Below are 18,042 nucleotides of genomic sequence, written 5' to 3'. Positions count from 1 at the left end.
CTACGAAAGTCTAAATGACAGTTGTTCCCCGGGTGGGGAAGGTATTCGCAGGATCAGACGATAGGAGGGCGGAAAAGGGAGGATTGAACCCCGGTGGTGAAGTTGGCTTGGTAGTCGGACAGTACTATTCCTGCAGTCAAGCCGGAAATGTTGGTGAGGGTTCCCATCAATACCATGTGAAAGCAGCTATGGCTGTGATGGCAATGGTCCGCTGAATGATAGGGGCTGTCGGGAGACGACTTGGTTGCCTGATTTTCGCTGGAAAAATCCGCTGATTCGTGTGAATGCTCATCATAATGTGGCATTGCGGGGTTGTGCGGTTGTGCTTCATAGGCAATAGACGCCACTGACTGCAAAGCAATCAACAGCGTCATTGCGACTATGAAACAGCGTTTAATCATGCAAGTGGTCCCGGAATTTGATCGTAAGCCTAGCAGAAAGGCAACCACATGTAAAGGACTGGACTCCCATGGCGTTACGTGAGTCAGTAGTGCGCTGGCCTGAGCAATTCAATTGGAGGCGATAATTAAATTGCGTCATCAATATCCCCATAGATAGATTGATACCGCTATAGCGTATAGCCACAGACCGATAATGACGCCTGCCGCGACCCGGCTGATCGGCGTTGAGTGGTGGAGTCTAGCGCGTTCGCGATTCTCATGAATGACAATCTCTGGAGTCATTTTTATTACCAGCCAGATGCCCGCCGGAACGATCAATAAGTCATCCAGGTAACCAATAACCGGGATGAAGTCTGGTATGAGGTCGATAGGGGAAAAAGCATAGGCACCGACGACGAAGGCCAGTATTTTGGTGTGCAGAGGGGTGCGAGAGTCCCGCGCAACCAGCCACACCGTATACATGTCCTGCCTGATAAGCCTGGCTCATCGTTTCAGGTGCCTTCGCAATGTCTTCACCGGTATTTCGGCACTAATCGTTGAATGACCTATTTTAAATACGATCGCAGTATGTCGATGACATCATCGAGTTCCTGCTGACGCTGTGCCTGAGAAATGTCTTCTGCGCCCAGATGTTCACGCAGATGACCTTCGAGCACTTCGGACATCAGGCCATTAATGGCGCCGCGAATAGCCGCTATCTGTTGCAGTATGGCGGTGCAATCCTTGCCCTGATCCAGGGCTTTTTCAATCACTTTTCATCGGAGCCGGGCAAGAATCGAATTCCTTTTTGCAAATTCTTGCGCAAACCATCGTTGGCCCCGTCGCGGCCTTTTTTACTTTTATCGGCTCCATGGGCAACATTCCGCTAGCGGCCGTGTTATTCGGGCAGGGGGTAAGTTTCGCTGGAGTAATGGCGTTTATCTTTAGTGATCTGGTGGTATTTCCAGTGTTGCGGATTCAGGCGCAGTACTATGGCTGGAAAATGGCCATTTATATACTGATTGTATTTCTATGTGCGCTTGTGGGCGTATCGCTCGTCATGCACTATGGACTCGATCTCTTGGGACACTTGCCTGATGCTTCAGGATTTCAGTCAATGACAGATCGTGAGTTTTTTAACATAGACTACACGTTTTTCTTGAACTTGCTCTTTCTCGCGCTAACCACTGCATTCATCGTTTGGCAGTACTATAAAAAAGAAAAATCGATGTCAACTAATCGAAGCCTTGGCGACTGGATACTGCTGTCGCTTTCGATTGTCGCGTATGGATGGCTTGCAATTGGTGTGGCTGTGCTTCCATTTTTCTAATCTACAAGCGCATTTTTCTTAAATTGGGCGACTTGCATCGATCCTACTTCTAGCCTCGTCTATACAGTCACATCTGAATTGCTGATAACCGTTGTGCTCAGTTAGTTTTTTTTTGAGAGGGAACGCTCTGTATCATTTACACAAACACAAGTTTAGATTATCATGATAAGGTATTTTTAAGAGAACTGTATGTTTAAACCACTTTCAAAAGTCTTAGTTGTTGTTGCCATGCTTACTGCCTTTGTTGGGCAAGCATTGGCTTATACATCTATGTTTTGTGAAATGTCGGCAGATTCTCATCAATCTCATATGACTATGGAACACTCTTCAATGAAGTCTCATGAAGGTATGGAACATGGTGATATGAAGGCTAGTGCTTCAAGTTCAAAAGACTGCTGCGACGTAGACTGTATTTGTCCTGCAAATGCATGTACATCAGTCACATTATTGAATTCAAACAATGGTTCACCTGATATTTTGGGCTTTACTGAAGCTATAGTGAACCAAGGCGCTGAACACCCAAAGTCAATGTCTACTTCCCTTTTCCGTCCACCAATATTTGCCTAACACAGGGTTAGTGCGTCCAAAATTTACGCACAGAATAACTTTTCTTGTTAATTAATTAAGCGCTATTGCGCCTATATTTTATCCAGCATTGTCTGGGGGCAAAATGATCAAATTATTTTTTAAGTTAGCGGTAGCTATACTGCTAATACCAGCGTTTACTCACGCTACCGAGCATAATCATGAAAGTCATGTCGAAGCAAAGCTAATCGAGTTATTAGTTTACAAAACTCCGACTTGTGGATGTTGCAAAAAGTGGATAACCCATATTGAAGATGAAGGGGTGATTGCGCACTCCAAAGATTACCGCAACATCTCCAATATAAAAACTAAGTACGGTATCAAACCTAATTATCGCTCTTGTCATACAGCCGTTACTAGAAATGGCTTTGCGTTTGAAGGGCATGTGCCTGCCAAATTCATAAAACAATTTTTAGCTGAAAAATACAACAACGCCATTGGTTTGTCAGTCCCAGCGATGCCTGTTGGCTCTCCGGGGATGGAAGTAGGTGAACGTTTTATGCCTTATAACGTGTTGATTCTATTTAAAGATGGTACTAGCGAAGTGTATGCAGAGGTGAAAACCTATGAGGAGCAATTCTAATGAAATTTGGAATTCCAAGTCTGTTAAAGATTACTGTTAGTTTAATGATCGGATTTTCTGCATTTTATGCCCAAGCAGAAAAGATCATTTCACTTGATCAGGCGATAGCATTAGCACAGCAAAATGACCCTTGGCTGCACGGCAGCAAGTTGAAACAGCAAGCTGTTGAGTATAACAGTATAGCTTCTGGAACATTGCCTGACCCTATTATGTCTGTGGGCATGATGAATTTACCAACAGATACATGGAACTTAGATCAGGAAGGTATGACTCAATTTAAAGTTGGAGTTTCTCAAATGTTTCCTAGAGGAGATAGTTTGGAACTCAAACGACAACAGCTAAAAATCGAATCAACTAAATACCCGCTGTTACGCGAAAATCGTAAGGCGAAATTGAAAAGTGAAGTTTCCCAACTTTGGTTAGACGCTTTTCTAGCGCAACAAACCATTAAGTTAATCGAGAACGATTGGGAACTATTTGAGCAGATGGCGGAGATAGCAAAAGCCAGTTACTCAAATGTGATTGGAAAAACAAGACAACAAGATGTCATTCGAGCACAACTAGAAATCGTTCAATTGGAAGATAGGTTGACAGTCCAGAGGCAAAAATTAGAAACCTCAATTGCTCGTCTAAACGAATGGCTTCATCTTTATGATGACAGTAACTATGAAAAAGCGTTTGATTTTGATGCGCAACCAATGGCATTCAATGTCTCAGAAACTCTACCTGAAATTCGATTGCAAACCCCCGCATTTTTAAAGAAGGCTCATTATTCGCGAAATGCTCTGGCATTAGAATTAGAAAATCACCCTGCGATTCGCTCAATTGATGTTCAGAAAAAAGTGACTGAAACAGCTGTTGATATAGCCAAACAACAATATAAGCCCCAGTGGGGAGTAAACGCCAGCTATGCCTATCGTGATGATATGCCATCAGGAGATAATAGAGCAGACTTGTTTTCTGTTGGTGTGACGTTTGATTTACCGTTATTCACTGAAAATAGACAAGATAAACAAGTTGCCGCATCAATCGCGGAAACAGAAGCTGTCAGAACAGAGAAATTGCTGTTAACAAAACAAATGATTAGCGAAATTGAAAAAGAGCTAAGGCAGCTGAAAAGACTATCAGAAAGGCAGTCAATATATAAAGAACAATTGCTTACGCAAACCCACGACCACGCAGAAGCTTCGTTGACTGCTTATACCAACGATGATGGTGATTTTTCTGAAGTTGTTCGAGCTAGAATCGCAATGCTTAATGCCAGAATTTCCGCACTAAAAATAGATGTTGATGCATTGAAAACAGTAACTCGTATCAATTATTTCTTCGCACAGTCACATTCAAAATCAGCACCCGCACACACTGGTAAATTCGGAGAGAAATAATGTCATCTAATACAAAAATAATTATCGCGATCATCATTGGTGCAGCAATAGGTGCTGGGACATTGGGTTTATTCCTAAATCCTAACTCTGAAGGACCGAAAACAAATTCTGAAGAGAAAAAGCCGCTTTATTGGGTTGCCCCGATGGATTCTAACTACCGCCGGGACAAGCCCGGTAAATCTCCTATGGGGATGGACTTAATTCCTGTGTATGAAGATGAATCATCAACTGATGACTTCGGCCCCGGTGCTGTTAGGGTCGCTCCTCATGTGGTGAATAATCTTGGTGTTCGTACCGCACCTGTTGAGGTAGAAAATATGCACACTGAAATCTCTACGGTGGGTTATGTACAATATGACGAAGATAAACTAATTCATATCCACCCACGTGTTGATGGCTGGATCGAAAAACTATACGTTAAGGCTGAGGGTGACCCTGTAGAAAAAGGTCAACCCCTTTACAGCTTATATTCTCCCCAGTTAGTTAATGCTCAAGAAGAATTGTTAATCGCCTTAAAGCGCAATAACGGCTCGTTAGTTACGGCAGCTAAAGATCGTCTTAAAGCCTTACAACTTTCAGCAGGCTTGATTAAAGAACTAGAGCAAACAAAAAAAGTTCGACAAACAATTACCTTTTATTCGCCTCAAGCAGGTGTTGTAGATGGGTTAAAGATACGAGAAGGTTTCTATGTGAAACCGGGAGATACTTTGCTTAGTATCGGCAAACTTGACCAAGTATGGGTAGAGGCTGAAGTGTTTGAACGAGATGCAGCGCTTATCAAAGAAGGGTTGCCAGTATCGATGACTCTAGACTACTTGCCCGGAGAAGATTGGACAGGTGTGGTTGACTATGTTTACCCAGCATTAAACAGTAAAACTCGCACACTTAGAGTTCGCTTGAAATTTGGTAATCCTGATTTTCAATTAAAGCCCAATATGTTCGCACAAGTTTCGATCCATGCGAATCAAGCCGACAGTGCGATTATTGTTCCTAAAGAAGCGGTCATACGCACAGGCAAGCAAGACAGAGTCGTCCTCGCCTTAGGTGACGGACAGTTTAAATCAATTGAGGTAACTATTGGTCGAGTTGATAAAGATAGTATCGAGATTCTGAGCGGTTTAAATGAAGATGATGTTGTTGTTACGTCTGCTCAATTCCTAATTGATTCGGAATCAAGTAAGTCATCAGACTTTAAGCGTATGACACATGATGAGGTGCCGAACTCTATCTGGATGCAAGGTGAAGTAAACAGCGTCATGACAGGACATCGTATTGTCAATATTACACATGGCCCGGCTGAAGCTTGGGATTGGCCGGAAATGACAATGGACTTTAATGTGGCTGAGAATGTTGATGTTGACTCTTTAAAGTCAGGTCAATCTTTACACTTCGAGGTGTCTAAAACCGAAGATAGTGGATATGAAGTAACTGGTATTCATATCATGAGTCAGCCAGAAGTATCCTCTGCAACAGTCTCAGGTTTAATTAATGAAATAACCTTAGGCAATCGCACTTTCAATATTAGTCGAGGCCCAATAGAGAAGTGGGATAGACCTGCTGCGACGATGGATTTTATCGTCGCGGAAAATATAGAAATAGCTGACTTTAATGTTGGTGACAACGTCACTTTCACGTTTGAAGTGAGAGATGAATTGGTTATCACTGAAATTTCCCTTGAAGCAAATGAAAAAAACAGCGACGAACATGAGACAAATCATGAACAGAAAGCTGTTGTCGATCATTCGAACCATTAAATAGGGAGATTAGTAATGATTGAATCAATAATTAGATGGTCAGTGGGTAACCGTTTCTTTGTGTTATTAACCACGCTTATCATCGCATTTGGTGGAATATTTGCGTTAAAAAATACACCTGTCGATGCGCTTCCTGACTTGTCAGATGTTCAAGTAATTATCAAAACGAGTTATCCGGGACAAGCACCTCAGGTAGTACAAGATCAAGTAACTTTTCCTTTAACTACTGCGATGCTTTCAGTACCGGGAGCACAAACGGTTCGAGGTTATTCGTTCTTTGGCGACTCATATGTCTACATCATATTTGACGACGACACAGACCTTTATTGGGCAAGGAGTCGTGTGTTGGAGTATTTGAGTCAAGTTGCTTCGAGTTTACCAGATGCAGCAAAACCACAGCTAGGGCCTGATGCAACAGGTGTGGGCTGGGTTTATATATATGCGCTCACTGATAAATCTGGTAATCATGATCTTAGTCAGTTGCGAAGTATCCAAGACTGGTTTTTAAAATACGAGCTTCAAACGGTTCCGGGAGTTTCTGAGGTCGCTGCAATTGGTGGCATGGTTAAACAATACCAAGTTCAAGTTGATCCAGATAAGTTGCGAGCCTACGGTATACCATTGACTCACGTTCAAATGGCGCTGAAAAGAGGTAACCAAGAAACAGGTGCGTCTGTTGTTGAAATGGCCGAAGCTGAGTACATGGTAACTGCCACTGGCTATATTCAATCCGTTGGTGACATCGAAAAAATACCGTTAGGCGTTAATGAGCAGGGTACGCCATTGCGTATTGGCGATATAGCTGATGTTGGATTGGGTCCACAGATGCGCCGAGGGATAGCGGAGTTAAATGGTGAAGGCGAAGTTGTTGGGGGCGTCGTGGTAATGCGCTTTGGAGAAAACGCACAGCAAACAATTGACGGTGTAAAAGAAAAACTTGAATCATTAAAAGCCTCTTTGCCTGAAGGTATTGAAGTTGTTCCTGTTTATGACAGATCTAAGTTAATTGAACGAGCGGTTAGCAATCTATCAGATAAATTGATTGAAGAGCTAATTGTGGTTGCACTAATTTGTGCGGCATTTTTGTTTCATCTACGTTCTTCCATTGTCGCAGTTATTACCTTGCCTTTAGGAATTTTGGTGTCTTTTATCATCATGTACATGCAAGGTATCAATGCCAATATTATGTCATTAGGTGGGATTGCAATAGCGATAGGAGCCATGACGGACGGTGCAATTGTAATGATTGAAAATATGCACAAGCACATGGAAGCTCTTAATAAAAAGGGCGTGCCATTGACGGATGAAAACCGTTGGCAAATTGTTGCTAAAGCTGCAAGTGAAGTTGGTCCAGCATTGTTTTTCAGTCTACTTATTATCACAGTGTCATTCTTACCAGTCTTTATTCTAGAAGCTCAAGAAGGAAGAATGTTTGCCCCTCTTGCATACACTAAAACCTATGCGATGGCTGCATCCGCTGGATTGGCAATAACTCTGGTTCCCGTTCTTATGGGATATTTTATTCGTGGAAAGATTATATCGGAAAAGAAAAACCCATTGAACCGCGTACTGACCGCTCTGTATATGCCTGTGTTAAGACAGGTTATGAAATTCCCTAAATCAACCATTGTAATTGCGTTATTGGTTACCGCCGTGGGTTTTTGGCCTGTTAATAAGATTGGTAGTGAATTCATCCCGCCATTGGATGAAGGTGACCTGATGTATATGCCAACAACTTACCCCGGCATATCCATTGGTAAAGCTCGCGAATTATTACAACAAACGGACAAGTTACTTCGCACAGTGCCTGAAGTCGAGACCGTCTTTGGCAAAGTTGGTCGTGCTGAAACCGCCACTGACCCTGCCCCTTTAACGATGATTGAAACATTCATTCAGTTGAAACCACAAGAGCAGTGGCGAGACGGAGTAACCACTGAAAGTTTAAAAGCTGAATTTGATGAATTGGTTAAATTACCCGGCTTAACAAATGCTTGGGTGATGCCAATAAAAACCCGGATAGATATGCTAGCGACGGGTATCAAAACTCCTGTTGGAATAAAGGTAGCAGGACCTGACCTTGATAAGATTCAAGAAATAGGTCAGCAAATTGAACAATTGTTACCAGCGGTAGAGGGAACAGCATCGGTTTATTCCGAGCGTGTAGCTGGCGGCCGTTATATCAAGATAGATATTTCTCGTGAAAAGGCGAGTCGATTCGGGTTAAATATTGCTGATGTTCAGCAGGTGGTATCGACGGCTATTGGAGGCATGAATGTCACTCAAACTGTGGAGGGACAAGAGCGTTACCCTGTCAATTTAAGATATCCACAAGACTATAGAGATTCGCCTGAGCAACTCGCTAGATTGCCTGTTATTACTCCGAATGATCAGCGTATCGCATTGGGAGATGTAGCAGATATCCGTGTTGAGAATGGCGCTCCGGGAATAAAAAGTGAAGACGCTCGCATTAATGGCTGGTCATTTATTGATATCGAAGGCGTGGATGTCGGGACATATGTAGAGAATGCTAAAGAGTACCTTGAGCAAAATCTAGAAATTCCAACAGGTTACTCAATCTCTTGGGCTGGGCAGTATGAATATATGGAAAGAGCAAAAGAAAAATTGACATTTGTTTTGCCCTTAACGCTAGCCATTATTTTGATCTTGCTCTATTTGAATTTCCGCTCGTTTAGCGAAGTAGCCATTATTGTCGTGACATTACCTATGGCAATGATTGGTGGCTTATGGCTAATGTATTTGGAAGGATTTAACTTTTCCGTCGCTGTAGGTGTTGGTTTTATTGCGCTAGCAGGTGTTGCCGTAGAGATTGGAGTCATCATGCTGGTTTACTTGAATCAAGCTCTTACAGATCTCAAGGAAAAAGCGACCGAGCGAGCAGAACAGATTTCTGACGCAGATTATCAAGATGCCTTGTTACATGGCGCTGGTTTGCGTGTACGCCCTGTCATGATGACCGTGGCAACAATCATCATCGGTCTATTACCTATTTTATATGGAACAGGCACTGGTTCGGAGGTCATGAGTCGCATCGCAGCACCTATGGTCGGTGGGATGACGAGTGCAGTGTTACTAACTCTCATTGTACTGCCTGCTATTTATTCAATTGTTAAAAAGAGAGAAATAAATTTCTTTAATCAAGAGTTATCAAAAAGCTAAATTTAGTCGTTAAACCATAAATTTTAAAAGAGGTAAATATGAAAGCATTAATCAAAATCTTAGCGGTAATCAGCGTTGTTATTAGTAGCGCTGTGTTCGCACACGTAAATCTTGAAAAAAGTTCGCCTTCGGATAATGCAATGTTAATGACATCCCCAGAGGAACTTACACTTAAGTTCAGTAAAGAAGTGCGTTTAGTCAAAGTATCGTTAAAAAATAAGCAGGGAAAAAAAGTAAAGTTTGGCTTTCAACCTTCAAAAGAAGCGAGCAGTGAATTCTCATGGAAGCTACCTCAGTTGGCTCCAGCCAATTACATCGTAGATGTCACTTTCTTAGGTAAAGATGGTCACAAGATGAAGGACAACTTTGGCTTCATGGTTCATTAATTAAGTAGAGTAATTACTATGGAAATTAATATCTGGAATACGGTCATAGTGCTGACGAAAACTGCGTTCTACGTTGGCTTTGCCTGTATTGCTGGATATACATTTTTTGGCAATGTGTACGGCGGTAATACTTTGGAAAATGGAGAAAGAAGATCATTTAGTCAGATAACCCTTATTGCCGCCTTAATAGCTTTTCTAGCAAATGCAATTTGGTTCTTTGCTAACACTGGCGCAATGGTTGAAGAAGGAATAGTAGGAGCGCTAGACCTAGATATGATTAGTATCATGTGGGATTCGTCAATAGGCGATACCACACTATGGCGCTTGATTGGCCTGATTGGGGTTGCGATAGTAGTAATTTCTTCTCAATTTTGTGTTTGGAAGCTTACTAAATATGTCTTAAACGCCGTGCTTGTCATATGTCTATTTTTTCTTTCTTATTCATTTACTTTGGCTGGACACGTTTCCGTCATGGGGGTCTTTGAAAAAGGTCTATTAATGGTGCATGTCATTGTAATGGCGTGGTGGTTTGGTGCCCTTTACCCTCTTAAAAAAGCCTGCAATAAGTTGGAATTCGAAAAGCTTTATCAATTGATGGAAAGGTTTGGAAAACAAGCTAGTGTCATGGTAAGTCTGCTCTTAATCGCTGGCTTATTATTGGCAATTCAGTTGGTGGGTGGATTAGATGCTCTGCTATTTACTAATTATGGACAAACCATATTAGTTAAATTGTTGTTAGTGATTTGTGTAATGAAGATAGCCGCTACACATAAATTGAAATTAGTCCCGCAGCTCAAAAATAGTGATGGCAGAAAAACATTATCCAAATCAATCTCAATTGAAATGTTTGTAGCTATTGCCATTTTATCTGTAACAGCAGTGCTTACTAGTATTGTCGGCCCTGTAAATTAAACCTGAAAAGAGAATGAAAATGAAAAAAAGAAATATACTACTCGTTTTATTAATGACGGTTAGCTTTGTAGTTCACGCTCATGGTGATAAACAAAAAGATAAAGGAATGCTTAAAGGGCTGGATACCCCAGCTGCAAAAGTTGTATTAGCTTTTCATGAAGCGTTAGAAACAAGTAACAAAGAGCTTGCGCGTGCTCAATTAGCTGATGATGTCACCATTTATGAGGGCGGTCGTGTTGAAAGAAGCGCAGACGAATACGCTCATCATCATATGTTGTCTGATATGAAGTACTTGGCGGCTATGAAGAGCGAAACATTAGAGCACCAAGTGACAGTTCTTGGTAATACTGCGATATCGGCCTCGCGTAGTCATACTACAGGCTCTTACAAGGGTAAAGAGCGCGATTACGAAGGTATGGAAACAATGGTGCTAGAAAAACAAAATGGTGAATGGAAAATCAAGCACATTCATTGGTCTCATTAATTTATTGGTAAAAAAGACTGAGAATAAAATTGACTTCACCACAGTGTTATCTGTGCGAAGCTTTGAGAAAAAATGGAACCCAGTATTATCAGGAGTGCGCTAAAGCTTGTCGCAACTTAATTGATATATGTCGGAAAACCGTGAAATCGTGCTGTTGTTCGTAAGAGTTTAATTGCTTTTTTTGTTTGGAATTTCTTGCGAAAAAAGTTTGTAATAAAACGTAGCAGACCATGTCAGCATCATAAAGCCTAGAAGTGATTGCATCGCTGTGATGAATTTAATATGGCCTTCGGGGTTGAACTCACTCAACGCTAGGGTCGTCATAGTCACTAGTGGATACAAGCTAAAGGGTAGTGGATGTAATAGAAGAGTGCCTTCTGCGCGGCGATGGTATTTGTCGCATCATGCGACAGTGGAGGTTTAGCCATAGTTACAAAGCTTGTAAGTGCAGATGTAGCAGGTGTTTGATTGCCAATAGATTTAGACAAACACATTTCGGGAGCCAAAATGGCGGCGACTTGCAAAGAAGTTACAAACCTCATTTATATGAGCGTAACCTACTGTTTTACATGGAAAAAATACAGCTCTATTATTGAGTGGGAATGACGGGCACGTAAAGGCACTTACTCGCCTTCAATTCGGTTATTGAGTGACTTGGGCACCGAGTCTTTTCTCGCCAACACCGCCCCCGGCAAATGCGCTATGCTGAAAGGATGGCACTCCGGTAGGAGCAGTCATGGAAACAGGCAAGACCCTGCGCGGCGGCGCCCATCTGGTATTTGATGCCGTCGACGGTGTTACCCATATCGTCGAGGGCATGTACCGCAACATAGCCGCCGGGGCATGGCCCCTGGGCAAGGCCCCGGAGGGCTCCGCACCGGGGATTGCCGGGTTTGTGCATCGCGCCATCCGCAAGGTCAACGGCGTCTCCCGCAGCGCCCTCGATATCGCCTTGCGACGGTTTTCGTCGCAGCTGGACACCATGGCACCGCCGGGCCCCAACCGCGAGGCGATCATCGCCGCGCTGAATGGTGTCTGCGGTGATCACCTGGCGCGTACCGGCAATCCGTTGGCCATGCAAATGCGGTTGCGGGTCGGCCTGCCCGGGGAGGCCGACTGCAGCCGCAAACCGGGCCGCCGGCTGCTGATTGCCGTCCACGGCCTGAGCATGAACGACCGGGAGTGGACCTGGCAGAATCACAACCACATTGAGACCCTGGCCCGCCAGCAGGGCTTCACCCCGGTCTATGTCACTTACAATTCGGGGAAACATATTTCCTGGAATGGGCAGGAGCTGTCCGCGGCACTCGCCGCATTGGTGGCCAGCTGGCCCGGACCGGTGCAGTCCATTACCTTCGTGGGTTTCAGCATGGGCGGGCTGGTGGCGCGCAGTGCCATGCACGTTGCGCAAGAGGAAGCTCAGGGCTGGCTGGAACGGGTCGACAAGGCCGTGTACATCGGCACACCGCACCATGGTGCGGTGATGGAACGGGGGGTTTCTGGCTGCAGAAACTGCTCACCTACAGCCCCTATACCGCGCCATTTGCGGTGCTTGGCAGAATTCGTAGCGACGGCATTACCGATCTGCGTCACGGCAACCTGCGCGACGACGACTGGGAACATCACGACGCACACAGCGACAACGCCGACTACCGGGTCCCCACGCCGCTGCCGCGGAAAATCAAGCACTTTGCCATCGCCGCAACCCTGTCAAAAAAATCCGGGGAGCGAGCTGGCCGATTGCTGGGCGACGGCTTCGTACATCCCTCGAGCGCAACGGGAAGGCACGGCAACCCGCAGTACGATCTTGCCCTGCAACCCGACCACACGCGGATTCTGTATGACCTCAGTCACCTGGCAATGCTGCGCGATCGACGGGTCACGGATCAGCTGACGGCATGGCTGGGCAATGTGCACTAGCGTCCTGCCCCCGACCAGAGCACGGCTTGCGGTGAGTCACCAATGGACACTGGGAATCAGGTCCGGATTCGCTGCCTGCTGCCCCTCGATAGGGGTCTGACGCTATTTCTGGCAGCGTGATTGCCTGACCGTCATTTACTTGGCACTCTGTATCCATTGGTAACTGGCGTAAGAGGGGGGGCATGCTTCAGCGTATCAAGCACTTCATGAACACAGTGTCCACCAACTGGTCCGACGATCCTGCGGCCCGGGGAGCGGCAAAGATGACCGCCGGCGCAGTCCTGGTCGCCGAGGGGCTGTTCGGCACCATCCGCGGCGTGACCGATGGCCGCAAGGGCAAGAAGGGCGGGCTGTTCGGCGGCATTTTCGGCGTTGTCTTCGGACTCATCTTCCTGGGCGCCGGCAACCTGATGGCACCGGATGAATTGACCGATGGGGTGGAAACGCGAGGCACCATTGTCGAGGTGGAAGAGGGACGAAACAGCGACGGCGAAACGATGTATGCGCCTCGCTACGGCTATACCGTGGATGGCGAGGAATACCAGTTCACTTCCTCGGTACGCTCCAGCGGCCGCCCCACCATCGGCAAATCGGTGGACATCCTCTATTCCGCGAGCAATCCTGCCAATGCCTATCGCACCGACGGGATCGACGGCAAGTTTCACCTGATCTTCGTTGGCGCAGGGGGCATGGTGGTACTGTTGTCACTATTCAGTCTGCTGGTGAGCGTGGCGCTGATCATATTCGGCGTCTGGCTATTCATCGGCGGCCGGCGCGACCGGCGTGAGGCGGGGGCCAGCAGCGGATTTTTCTCCGACCTGATCTCTCTGGCGCAGCGTGCGCGCGCAGGGGCTGTGGATATCGAGCAGACCGCAGCCGTGTTGATTTGCAGTGAAATCTGACCCGCGATTTGCATTTTATACTGCCCCGGAGAAAGTGCCCCAACTAATTGGGCGATCTCGTGTTTTTGGATCAAAGACGGGTCAATCACATATGCAAATACCTCTGGAAACTGGATCAAGATTCAATGCAATTCAACAGGTGGGCTACCGGGTGAACCGGTGACGCTGTTTGACTACGACCCGACCCGCAACCAGACCGTGCCAATGGGCTTACTGGAAGGCTTTGCCGGCTATCTGCAAACCGATGGCTACAGTGGCTACAACGGTGTGGTGGCTGCCGGTGAGCTGAAGCAACTCGGCTGCATGGCCCATGCGCGCCGGAACTTCAGTGATGCGGTGAAAGGCCAGGGTAAGAGCAAGCGGGTAGGCAAAGCCCAGCAGGGTCTGGCGTGGATCCAGAAGCTCTACCGCATCGAGAAAGTGGCCCGTACCAAAGAAATGCTACCTGAGGAGCGCAAGCTGTACGGCCAGCAGCATGCCGCCCCGATCCTTGAAAAGATGCGCACGTGGCTGGACACCAGTCTGCCCAATGTGCCGCCGAGCACCCTGACCGGCAAGGCGCTGAACTACCTGAACAACGAGTGGCCGAAGCTTATCCGCTACCTGGAAGACGGGCGCCTGGAGATCGATAACAACCTGGCGGAGAATGCGATCCGCCCCTTCGTGATTGGCCGCAAGAACTGGCTCTTCTCAGACTCGGTAAAGGGCGTGAAGGCCAGCGCCAATCTGTATTCCCTGGTTGAAACAGCTAAGGCCAACGGGCTGGAGCCATATCAGTACCTGCGTGAGGTGTTCACCCGGCTGCCTCAGGCCGACACCGTGGAGGATATCGAAGACTTCCTGCCGTGGTCTTTGAAAAAAATCTCCGCGGAAACGTCATAGGCAACCCCGCGGTTAATAAACCGTGTATGGACTCCTCCTCTATTGCAAGCACTTTTTTGATCACGAGAAGGTACGACTGCCTACGTGTATCCGGTCTCTCCAATGATGCCGTTTTATAGGCATCGGACCCTGATGGGCTATTCGCACGCCGGTTCCCAATCGCTTACACGAGCTCGTGGCTCCACGCTCATAAAGGGTTTTCCCGGCGTCGGTTCGACCTGTTCGCCATCAATCAAAATGCCATGCAATCGCGGTGTTGGATGTCTCCCTTGGAAACTCTGTTTAACTCACTTTGTGTGCCACGTTCAGACGGCACCTCACATGCTGGCTGCAGCCAGGTTGTTGTCATAGTCCGTGTCGTTGTGCACCAGCGCCCAGGCAATTCGGGCTGTTTTTTTGGCCAGTGCTACCGTTGCCACATTGACATGCTTTCGGGAGGCAAGGCCTTTAAGCCAATGACTCAGTCCGTCGTCTTTGCCATCAACATGACGCAACACGGCTCGTGCTCCATGAACGAGCAGCTTGCGCAGGTAACTGTCGCCGCGCTTGCTGATCCCCAGCAGACGATCCCGACCCCCGGTGCTGTGCTGTCTGGGCGTCAACCCAAGAGAGGCGGCGAAGTCCCGTCCTCTGCGGAAAGCCTTCGCGTCGCCCAAGGCGCCCGACAAGGCACTTGCTGTGAGCGGCCCCACGCCACGCAAGGTCATCAAACGTTGCGCCACAGGATCTTGCTTGACACTGTCAGCGATCCGCTCGTCAAGCTTTGCGACGCGATCATCCAGGTGCTGGAGATCCTCAGCCAGCCCATTCAGCAGAATGCGGAAACTATCGCTAAGTCCGTTCTCGGCGTCTTCCAGCCATGTTGGTAAGGCCCGGCGGAGCTGCTGGATGCCCACCGGCGCGACAATGCCGTACTCTCCCACCAGTCCCCGGATCTGGTTGGCTTTGGCGGTACGCTGTCCCACAAGCTCTTCCCGGATACGGTGCGCTGCCTGAATGTCCTGCTGGGCAACCGTCTTGGGGGCGATATAACGCATGTTCGGCCGGCTCATGGCTTCGCAGATCGCCTCCGCGTCCACCCGGTCATTTTTGTTACTTTTGACATAGGGCTTCACAAACTGTGCGGCAATCAACCTGACGTGATAACCCCGCTTCTGCAGTTCCCGGGCCCAGTAGTGAGATGAGGCACAGGCTTCCATGCCAATCTCGGCGCCGGCCGGTACTTTCCGGCTGATCGCATCAAGCCACTTGTGGCGGGAGTATTTGCCTTGCCATTGAGTTTGATCGTGACGGTCTACGCCGTGCACGTGGAAGACTGACTTGGCAATATCAACACCGACGCGGATAATATTCATCTGGGCTTCTCCTCATCTTCATGATGGTTGGCTTATCACTCACCATTTTGGCACGTAGATGCCGGTTAGGTGAGGAGGAGTCCATCCCATTGCTTACATTTATCCGACAGGACAAACCAGGAAATACTAGTGATGAGGATGGTTCATTTCATTAATACCAATGGAGTCAACGAACATCAAAAATAGCATCAAATGGTGTAAGATATCGATGTTATTACTCCAGCATCGGAGAAGAAATTATGAGAACCACAGTTACTATCGACGACCAGTTGATGTCCGAGGCGCAGCGGATTACCGGGGTAGTTGAGAAAGCGGCCCTGGTACGCGAAGGTCTCAAGGCTCTTATCGAGCGTGAAAGTGCGCGTCGACTAGCGAAGCTAGGCGCCACTGATCCGGAGCTGAAATCTGTGCCCCGTAGACGTACATGATTTTAGTCGATACATCAGTCTGGATTGACCACCTGAGGTCTGGCGATAAGCTTCTGGCGCAGCTGCTGGACAGTACCCAAGTACTAACCCACCCATTCGTTATCGGTGAGCTGGCCTGTGGTAATTTGGGCAATCGAACGGAAGTTCTGGCGTTGCTGGCGGATCTACCGAGGGTGGTGACGGCGACAGATGAGGAAGTTTTATTTTTTATTGAACAGCACCAATTGATGGGGCGCGGCGTGGGGTATATTGATGCGCACCTGCTATCGTCAACGTTTCTTGGCGGCCCCACAAAGATTTGGACGCGAGATAAGCGGTTGGCGGCACTTGCCGTCGAACTCGACAAGGCTTATCAGTAGCTGTCCGGAATAATTTGGGACCACCATGGGACCATCCTCACGCCTTCTGACGCCCTCACATGCCGGGCCCATTTTTTAACTCTCTGATTTAGAAGGCATTAAGGGGCATGGCGAGGCGCCAAAACGCATGGCTCAGGGTTCGAATCCCTCGTTGTCAAAGGGTTGGTAAGTAATCCAGGGGGAATATTTCAAAGAAATTTCTGAGCATGGTGTCTTTCACGATATCGCCGTTCAGCAGGAAAATAAGCTATTGAAACCCGAGTTGAGTACTAATTTCCGGGGCGCCTGAGCTTTAGATATACCATCTATAAGGCTACGTCCTCCCAGCGCCTTTTCCGCTTTGCAAGTTGTACGCTGTGAGTGAATCTCCAATTTTTGGTACACCATCAATCACCAGTCACGGAGATTTCCGTGCCCTTTAATCCTGACGAGGCTCTCCAGTCGTCATATAAGGGCGATGACGGGGCACGTTTAATATTCTGTTTCAGGATCCCCGACTTCAAGTGCCGCTGCATCGCCTGTCTTGAGGAAACCGAGGATCATGGCTAGACGACGGTCAAGGGGCGCCTTTCGGCGCAGGTTGGTGTCATTGATGCTGCTCATGCACAAGCCAATCATGGTCATCAGCAATAACTCCGATGTCACGCGCAGCGGAATACCAGCTGCAAGCTCGCCAGCCGCCTGAGCCTGACGCATATCCTCCAGAATCGCATGGTATACCTCATAGAACGATCGGTTGTTCGCCTCTTCCACTAAGGGCAGAGTCACCCCTTGATGCCAAAACGCGACACGCACTTTCCATTCATCATAAATCGTGTCGGTGTAGGGTATCAGGTTGCGCAGGCGCAGTTCGAGCGCCTGAAGCCCACTTTTTTTATCAACTGCCGTCTGCACGCGTTTCAGATATGTGGCATTTGCCCAATCGTTGGAAGCCACCAATAGCGCATTTTTATTGCGAAAATAATGCTCGACGAGCCCCCGTGAGCAGCCTGCAGCCGTGGCGACAGAACGGACCGAAAGGGCAGCCAGTCCCTCCCGCGCAATCACGCCGGTAGCCGCCTGAATAATATGTTCGCGCCGTTCCTGCGTTGAATCCGATACGCGGGGAAAAGCGCCCTCCTTAGTTGTTGAATCCATAGCCAATTGTTCCAGTTCACATCCCGTGGATTCGCGCGAAGCGACACCGACAGGTCAGGAAGCCATCGTACTTCCTGCGCAGG

Annotated in this window: 19 protein-coding genes; 14 read left to right on the top strand and 5 right to left on the bottom strand. The window is 47.3% G+C overall.

Translation table 11 applies throughout. The annotated features are described in order from the left end of the window. Positions 1-53 precede the first annotated feature (53 nt). From EYZ66_RS08725 to EYZ66_RS08715, 3 genes are all read right to left on the bottom strand, one after another. Positions 54-401 carry a hypothetical protein gene (locus EYZ66_RS08725; RefSeq protein WP_139042551.1) on the bottom strand — a complete coding sequence of 116 codons (348 nt, stop codon included), beginning with the start codon at positions 399-401 and terminating at the stop codon, positions 54-56. Between the two features lie 138 nt (positions 402-539). Further along, positions 540-863 (bottom strand): YkvA family protein, encoded by a 324-nt coding sequence (locus EYZ66_RS08720; RefSeq protein WP_050793387.1) that lies wholly within the window; start codon positions 861-863, stop codon positions 540-542. An 83-nt stretch (positions 864-946) separates the two neighbouring features. Beyond that, positions 947-1,153 carry a metal/formaldehyde-sensitive transcriptional repressor gene (locus EYZ66_RS08715; protein ID WP_009575231.1) on the bottom strand — a complete coding sequence of 69 codons (207 nt, stop codon included), beginning with the start codon at positions 1,151-1,153 and terminating at the stop codon, positions 947-949. A 35-nt stretch (positions 1,154-1,188) separates the two neighbouring features. Here EYZ66_RS08715 and EYZ66_RS08710 point away from each other — a divergent pair, with 35 nt between their 5' ends. The 12 genes from EYZ66_RS08710 (at position 1,189) to tnpC (ending at position 14,680) form a co-directional block, all read left to right on the top strand. Next, the gene (locus tag EYZ66_RS08710) at positions 1,189-1,710 is read left to right on the top strand and encodes a permease (protein ID WP_009575232.1); all 522 of its coding nucleotides are present in this window, start codon (positions 1,189-1,191) and stop codon (positions 1,708-1,710) included. Between the two features lie 189 nt (positions 1,711-1,899). Next, positions 1,900-2,277 carry a hypothetical protein gene (locus tag EYZ66_RS08705; RefSeq protein ID WP_083814349.1) on the top strand — a complete coding sequence of 126 codons (378 nt, stop codon included), beginning with the start codon at positions 1,900-1,902 and terminating at the stop codon, positions 2,275-2,277. 103 nt (positions 2,278-2,380) lie between these two features. Next, positions 2,381-2,878: a DUF411 domain-containing protein gene (locus EYZ66_RS08700; RefSeq protein WP_040816288.1), complete on the top strand. Its 498-nt coding sequence runs from the start codon at positions 2,381-2,383 to the stop codon at positions 2,876-2,878. Next, positions 2,878-4,263 (top strand): TolC family protein, encoded by a 1,386-nt coding sequence (locus EYZ66_RS08695; protein WP_009575234.1) that lies wholly within the window; start codon positions 2,878-2,880, stop codon positions 4,261-4,263. Before EYZ66_RS08700 ends, EYZ66_RS08695 begins: the two co-directional genes overlap by 1 nt. Then, positions 4,263-6,017 (top strand): efflux RND transporter periplasmic adaptor subunit, encoded by a 1,755-nt coding sequence (locus tag EYZ66_RS08690; RefSeq protein WP_009575235.1) that lies wholly within the window; start codon positions 4,263-4,265, stop codon positions 6,015-6,017. Before EYZ66_RS08695 ends, EYZ66_RS08690 begins: the two co-directional genes overlap by 1 nt. Positions 6,018-6,032: 15 nt before the next feature. Continuing rightward, positions 6,033-9,194 (top strand): efflux RND transporter permease subunit, encoded by a 3,162-nt coding sequence (locus EYZ66_RS08685; protein ID WP_160195647.1) that lies wholly within the window; start codon positions 6,033-6,035, stop codon positions 9,192-9,194. A gap of 38 nt (positions 9,195-9,232) precedes the next feature. Then, complete coding sequence (locus tag EYZ66_RS08680) at positions 9,233-9,580, top strand: copper resistance CopC family protein (RefSeq protein WP_009575238.1); 348 nt, start codon at positions 9,233-9,235, stop codon at positions 9,578-9,580. Between the two features lie 18 nt (positions 9,581-9,598). Continuing rightward, a complete protein-coding gene (locus EYZ66_RS08675) occupies positions 9,599-10,492 on the top strand; it encodes a copper resistance D family protein (protein WP_009575239.1) in 894 nt (297 codons plus the stop codon). A gap of 19 nt (positions 10,493-10,511) precedes the next feature. Continuing rightward, entirely contained in the window at positions 10,512-10,976 is a 465-nt protein-coding gene (locus EYZ66_RS08670; protein WP_235714686.1) for a YybH family protein, read from the top strand. 736 nt (positions 10,977-11,712) lie between these two features. Beyond that, on the top strand, positions 11,713-12,870 hold the full coding sequence (locus EYZ66_RS08665; protein ID WP_009575243.1) for an esterase/lipase family protein: 1,158 nt from the start codon (positions 11,713-11,715) through the stop codon (positions 12,868-12,870). 208 nt (positions 12,871-13,078) lie between these two features. Then, positions 13,079-13,798, top strand: a complete 720-nt coding sequence (locus EYZ66_RS08660; RefSeq protein WP_050793388.1) for a DUF3592 domain-containing protein — start codon at positions 13,079-13,081, stop codon at positions 13,796-13,798. Between the two features lie 6 nt (positions 13,799-13,804). Beyond that, a complete protein-coding gene (gene tnpC / locus EYZ66_RS08655; RefSeq protein ID WP_139042552.1) occupies positions 13,805-14,680 on the top strand; it encodes an IS66 family transposase in 876 nt (291 codons plus the stop codon). A gap of 317 nt (positions 14,681-14,997) precedes the next feature. Here the strand turns inward: tnpC and EYZ66_RS08650 are convergent, their stop codons facing one another. Next, the gene (locus tag EYZ66_RS08650) at positions 14,998-16,035 is read right to left on the bottom strand and encodes an IS110 family RNA-guided transposase (RefSeq protein WP_009575246.1); all 1,038 of its coding nucleotides are present in this window, start codon (positions 16,033-16,035) and stop codon (positions 14,998-15,000) included. A 239-nt stretch (positions 16,036-16,274) separates the two neighbouring features. On the opposite strand from EYZ66_RS08650, the gene EYZ66_RS08645 reads away from it, so the two are divergent. Together EYZ66_RS08645 and EYZ66_RS08640 are read left to right on the top strand one after the other, a co-directional pair. Further along, entirely contained in the window at positions 16,275-16,463 is a 189-nt protein-coding gene (locus tag EYZ66_RS08645; protein WP_009575247.1) for a type II toxin-antitoxin system VapB family antitoxin, read from the top strand. Continuing rightward, positions 16,460-16,822 carry a type II toxin-antitoxin system VapC family toxin gene (locus EYZ66_RS08640; protein WP_009575248.1) on the top strand — a complete coding sequence of 121 codons (363 nt, stop codon included), beginning with the start codon at positions 16,460-16,462 and terminating at the stop codon, positions 16,820-16,822. The genes EYZ66_RS08645 and EYZ66_RS08640 overlap by 4 nt, the downstream gene beginning before the upstream one ends. Before the next feature lie 471 nt (positions 16,823-17,293). Here the strand turns inward: EYZ66_RS08640 and EYZ66_RS08635 are convergent, their stop codons facing one another. Further along, positions 17,294-17,959, bottom strand: coding sequence for a TetR/AcrR family transcriptional regulator (locus EYZ66_RS08635; protein ID WP_009575249.1), 666 nt, complete (start codon positions 17,957-17,959; stop codon positions 17,294-17,296). Positions 17,960-18,042 lie beyond the last annotated feature (83 nt).

This window comes from Aequoribacter fuscus (assembly GCF_009910365.1).
Taxonomy (GTDB): domain Bacteria; phylum Pseudomonadota; class Gammaproteobacteria; order Pseudomonadales; family Halieaceae; genus Aequoribacter; species Aequoribacter fuscus.
This window is presented reverse-complemented; position numbering and strand designations above follow the sequence as displayed.

What these genes read in the sequence shown, in the direction of transcription:
- EYZ66_RS08725 (WP_139042551.1), bottom strand. Translation starts at nt 401, where the DNA reads ATGATTAAACGCTGTTTCATAGTCGCAATGACGCTGTTGATTGCTTTG.
- EYZ66_RS08720 (WP_050793387.1), bottom strand. Translation starts at nt 863, where the DNA reads ATGTATACGGTGTGGCTGGTTGCGCGGGACTCTCGCACCCCTCTGCAC.
- EYZ66_RS08705 (WP_083814349.1), top strand. Translation starts at nt 1,900, where the DNA reads ATGTTTAAACCACTTTCAAAAGTCTTAGTTGTTGTTGCCATGCTTACT.
- EYZ66_RS08700 (WP_040816288.1), top strand. Translation starts at nt 2,381, where the DNA reads ATGATCAAATTATTTTTTAAGTTAGCGGTAGCTATACTGCTAATACCA.
- EYZ66_RS08695 (WP_009575234.1), top strand. Translation starts at nt 2,878, where the DNA reads ATGAAATTTGGAATTCCAAGTCTGTTAAAGATTACTGTTAGTTTAATG.
- EYZ66_RS08690 (WP_009575235.1), top strand. Translation starts at nt 4,263, where the DNA reads ATGTCATCTAATACAAAAATAATTATCGCGATCATCATTGGTGCAGCA.
- EYZ66_RS08685 (WP_160195647.1), top strand. Translation starts at nt 6,033, where the DNA reads ATGATTGAATCAATAATTAGATGGTCAGTGGGTAACCGTTTCTTTGTG.
- EYZ66_RS08680 (WP_009575238.1), top strand. Translation starts at nt 9,233, where the DNA reads ATGAAAGCATTAATCAAAATCTTAGCGGTAATCAGCGTTGTTATTAGT.
- EYZ66_RS08675 (WP_009575239.1), top strand. Translation starts at nt 9,599, where the DNA reads ATGGAAATTAATATCTGGAATACGGTCATAGTGCTGACGAAAACTGCG.
- EYZ66_RS08670 (WP_235714686.1), top strand. Translation starts at nt 10,512, where the DNA reads ATGAAAAAAAGAAATATACTACTCGTTTTATTAATGACGGTTAGCTTT.
- EYZ66_RS08665 (WP_009575243.1), top strand. Translation starts at nt 11,713, where the DNA reads ATGGAAACAGGCAAGACCCTGCGCGGCGGCGCCCATCTGGTATTTGAT.
- EYZ66_RS08660 (WP_050793388.1), top strand. Translation starts at nt 13,079, where the DNA reads ATGCTTCAGCGTATCAAGCACTTCATGAACACAGTGTCCACCAACTGG.
- EYZ66_RS08650 (WP_009575246.1), bottom strand. Translation starts at nt 16,035, where the DNA reads ATGAATATTATCCGCGTCGGTGTTGATATTGCCAAGTCAGTCTTCCAC.
- EYZ66_RS08645 (WP_009575247.1), top strand. Translation starts at nt 16,275, where the DNA reads ATGAGAACCACAGTTACTATCGACGACCAGTTGATGTCCGAGGCGCAG.
- EYZ66_RS08640 (WP_009575248.1), top strand. Translation starts at nt 16,460, where the DNA reads ATGATTTTAGTCGATACATCAGTCTGGATTGACCACCTGAGGTCTGGC.
- EYZ66_RS08635 (WP_009575249.1), bottom strand. Translation starts at nt 17,959, where the DNA reads ATGGATTCAACAACTAAGGAGGGCGCTTTTCCCCGCGTATCGGATTCA.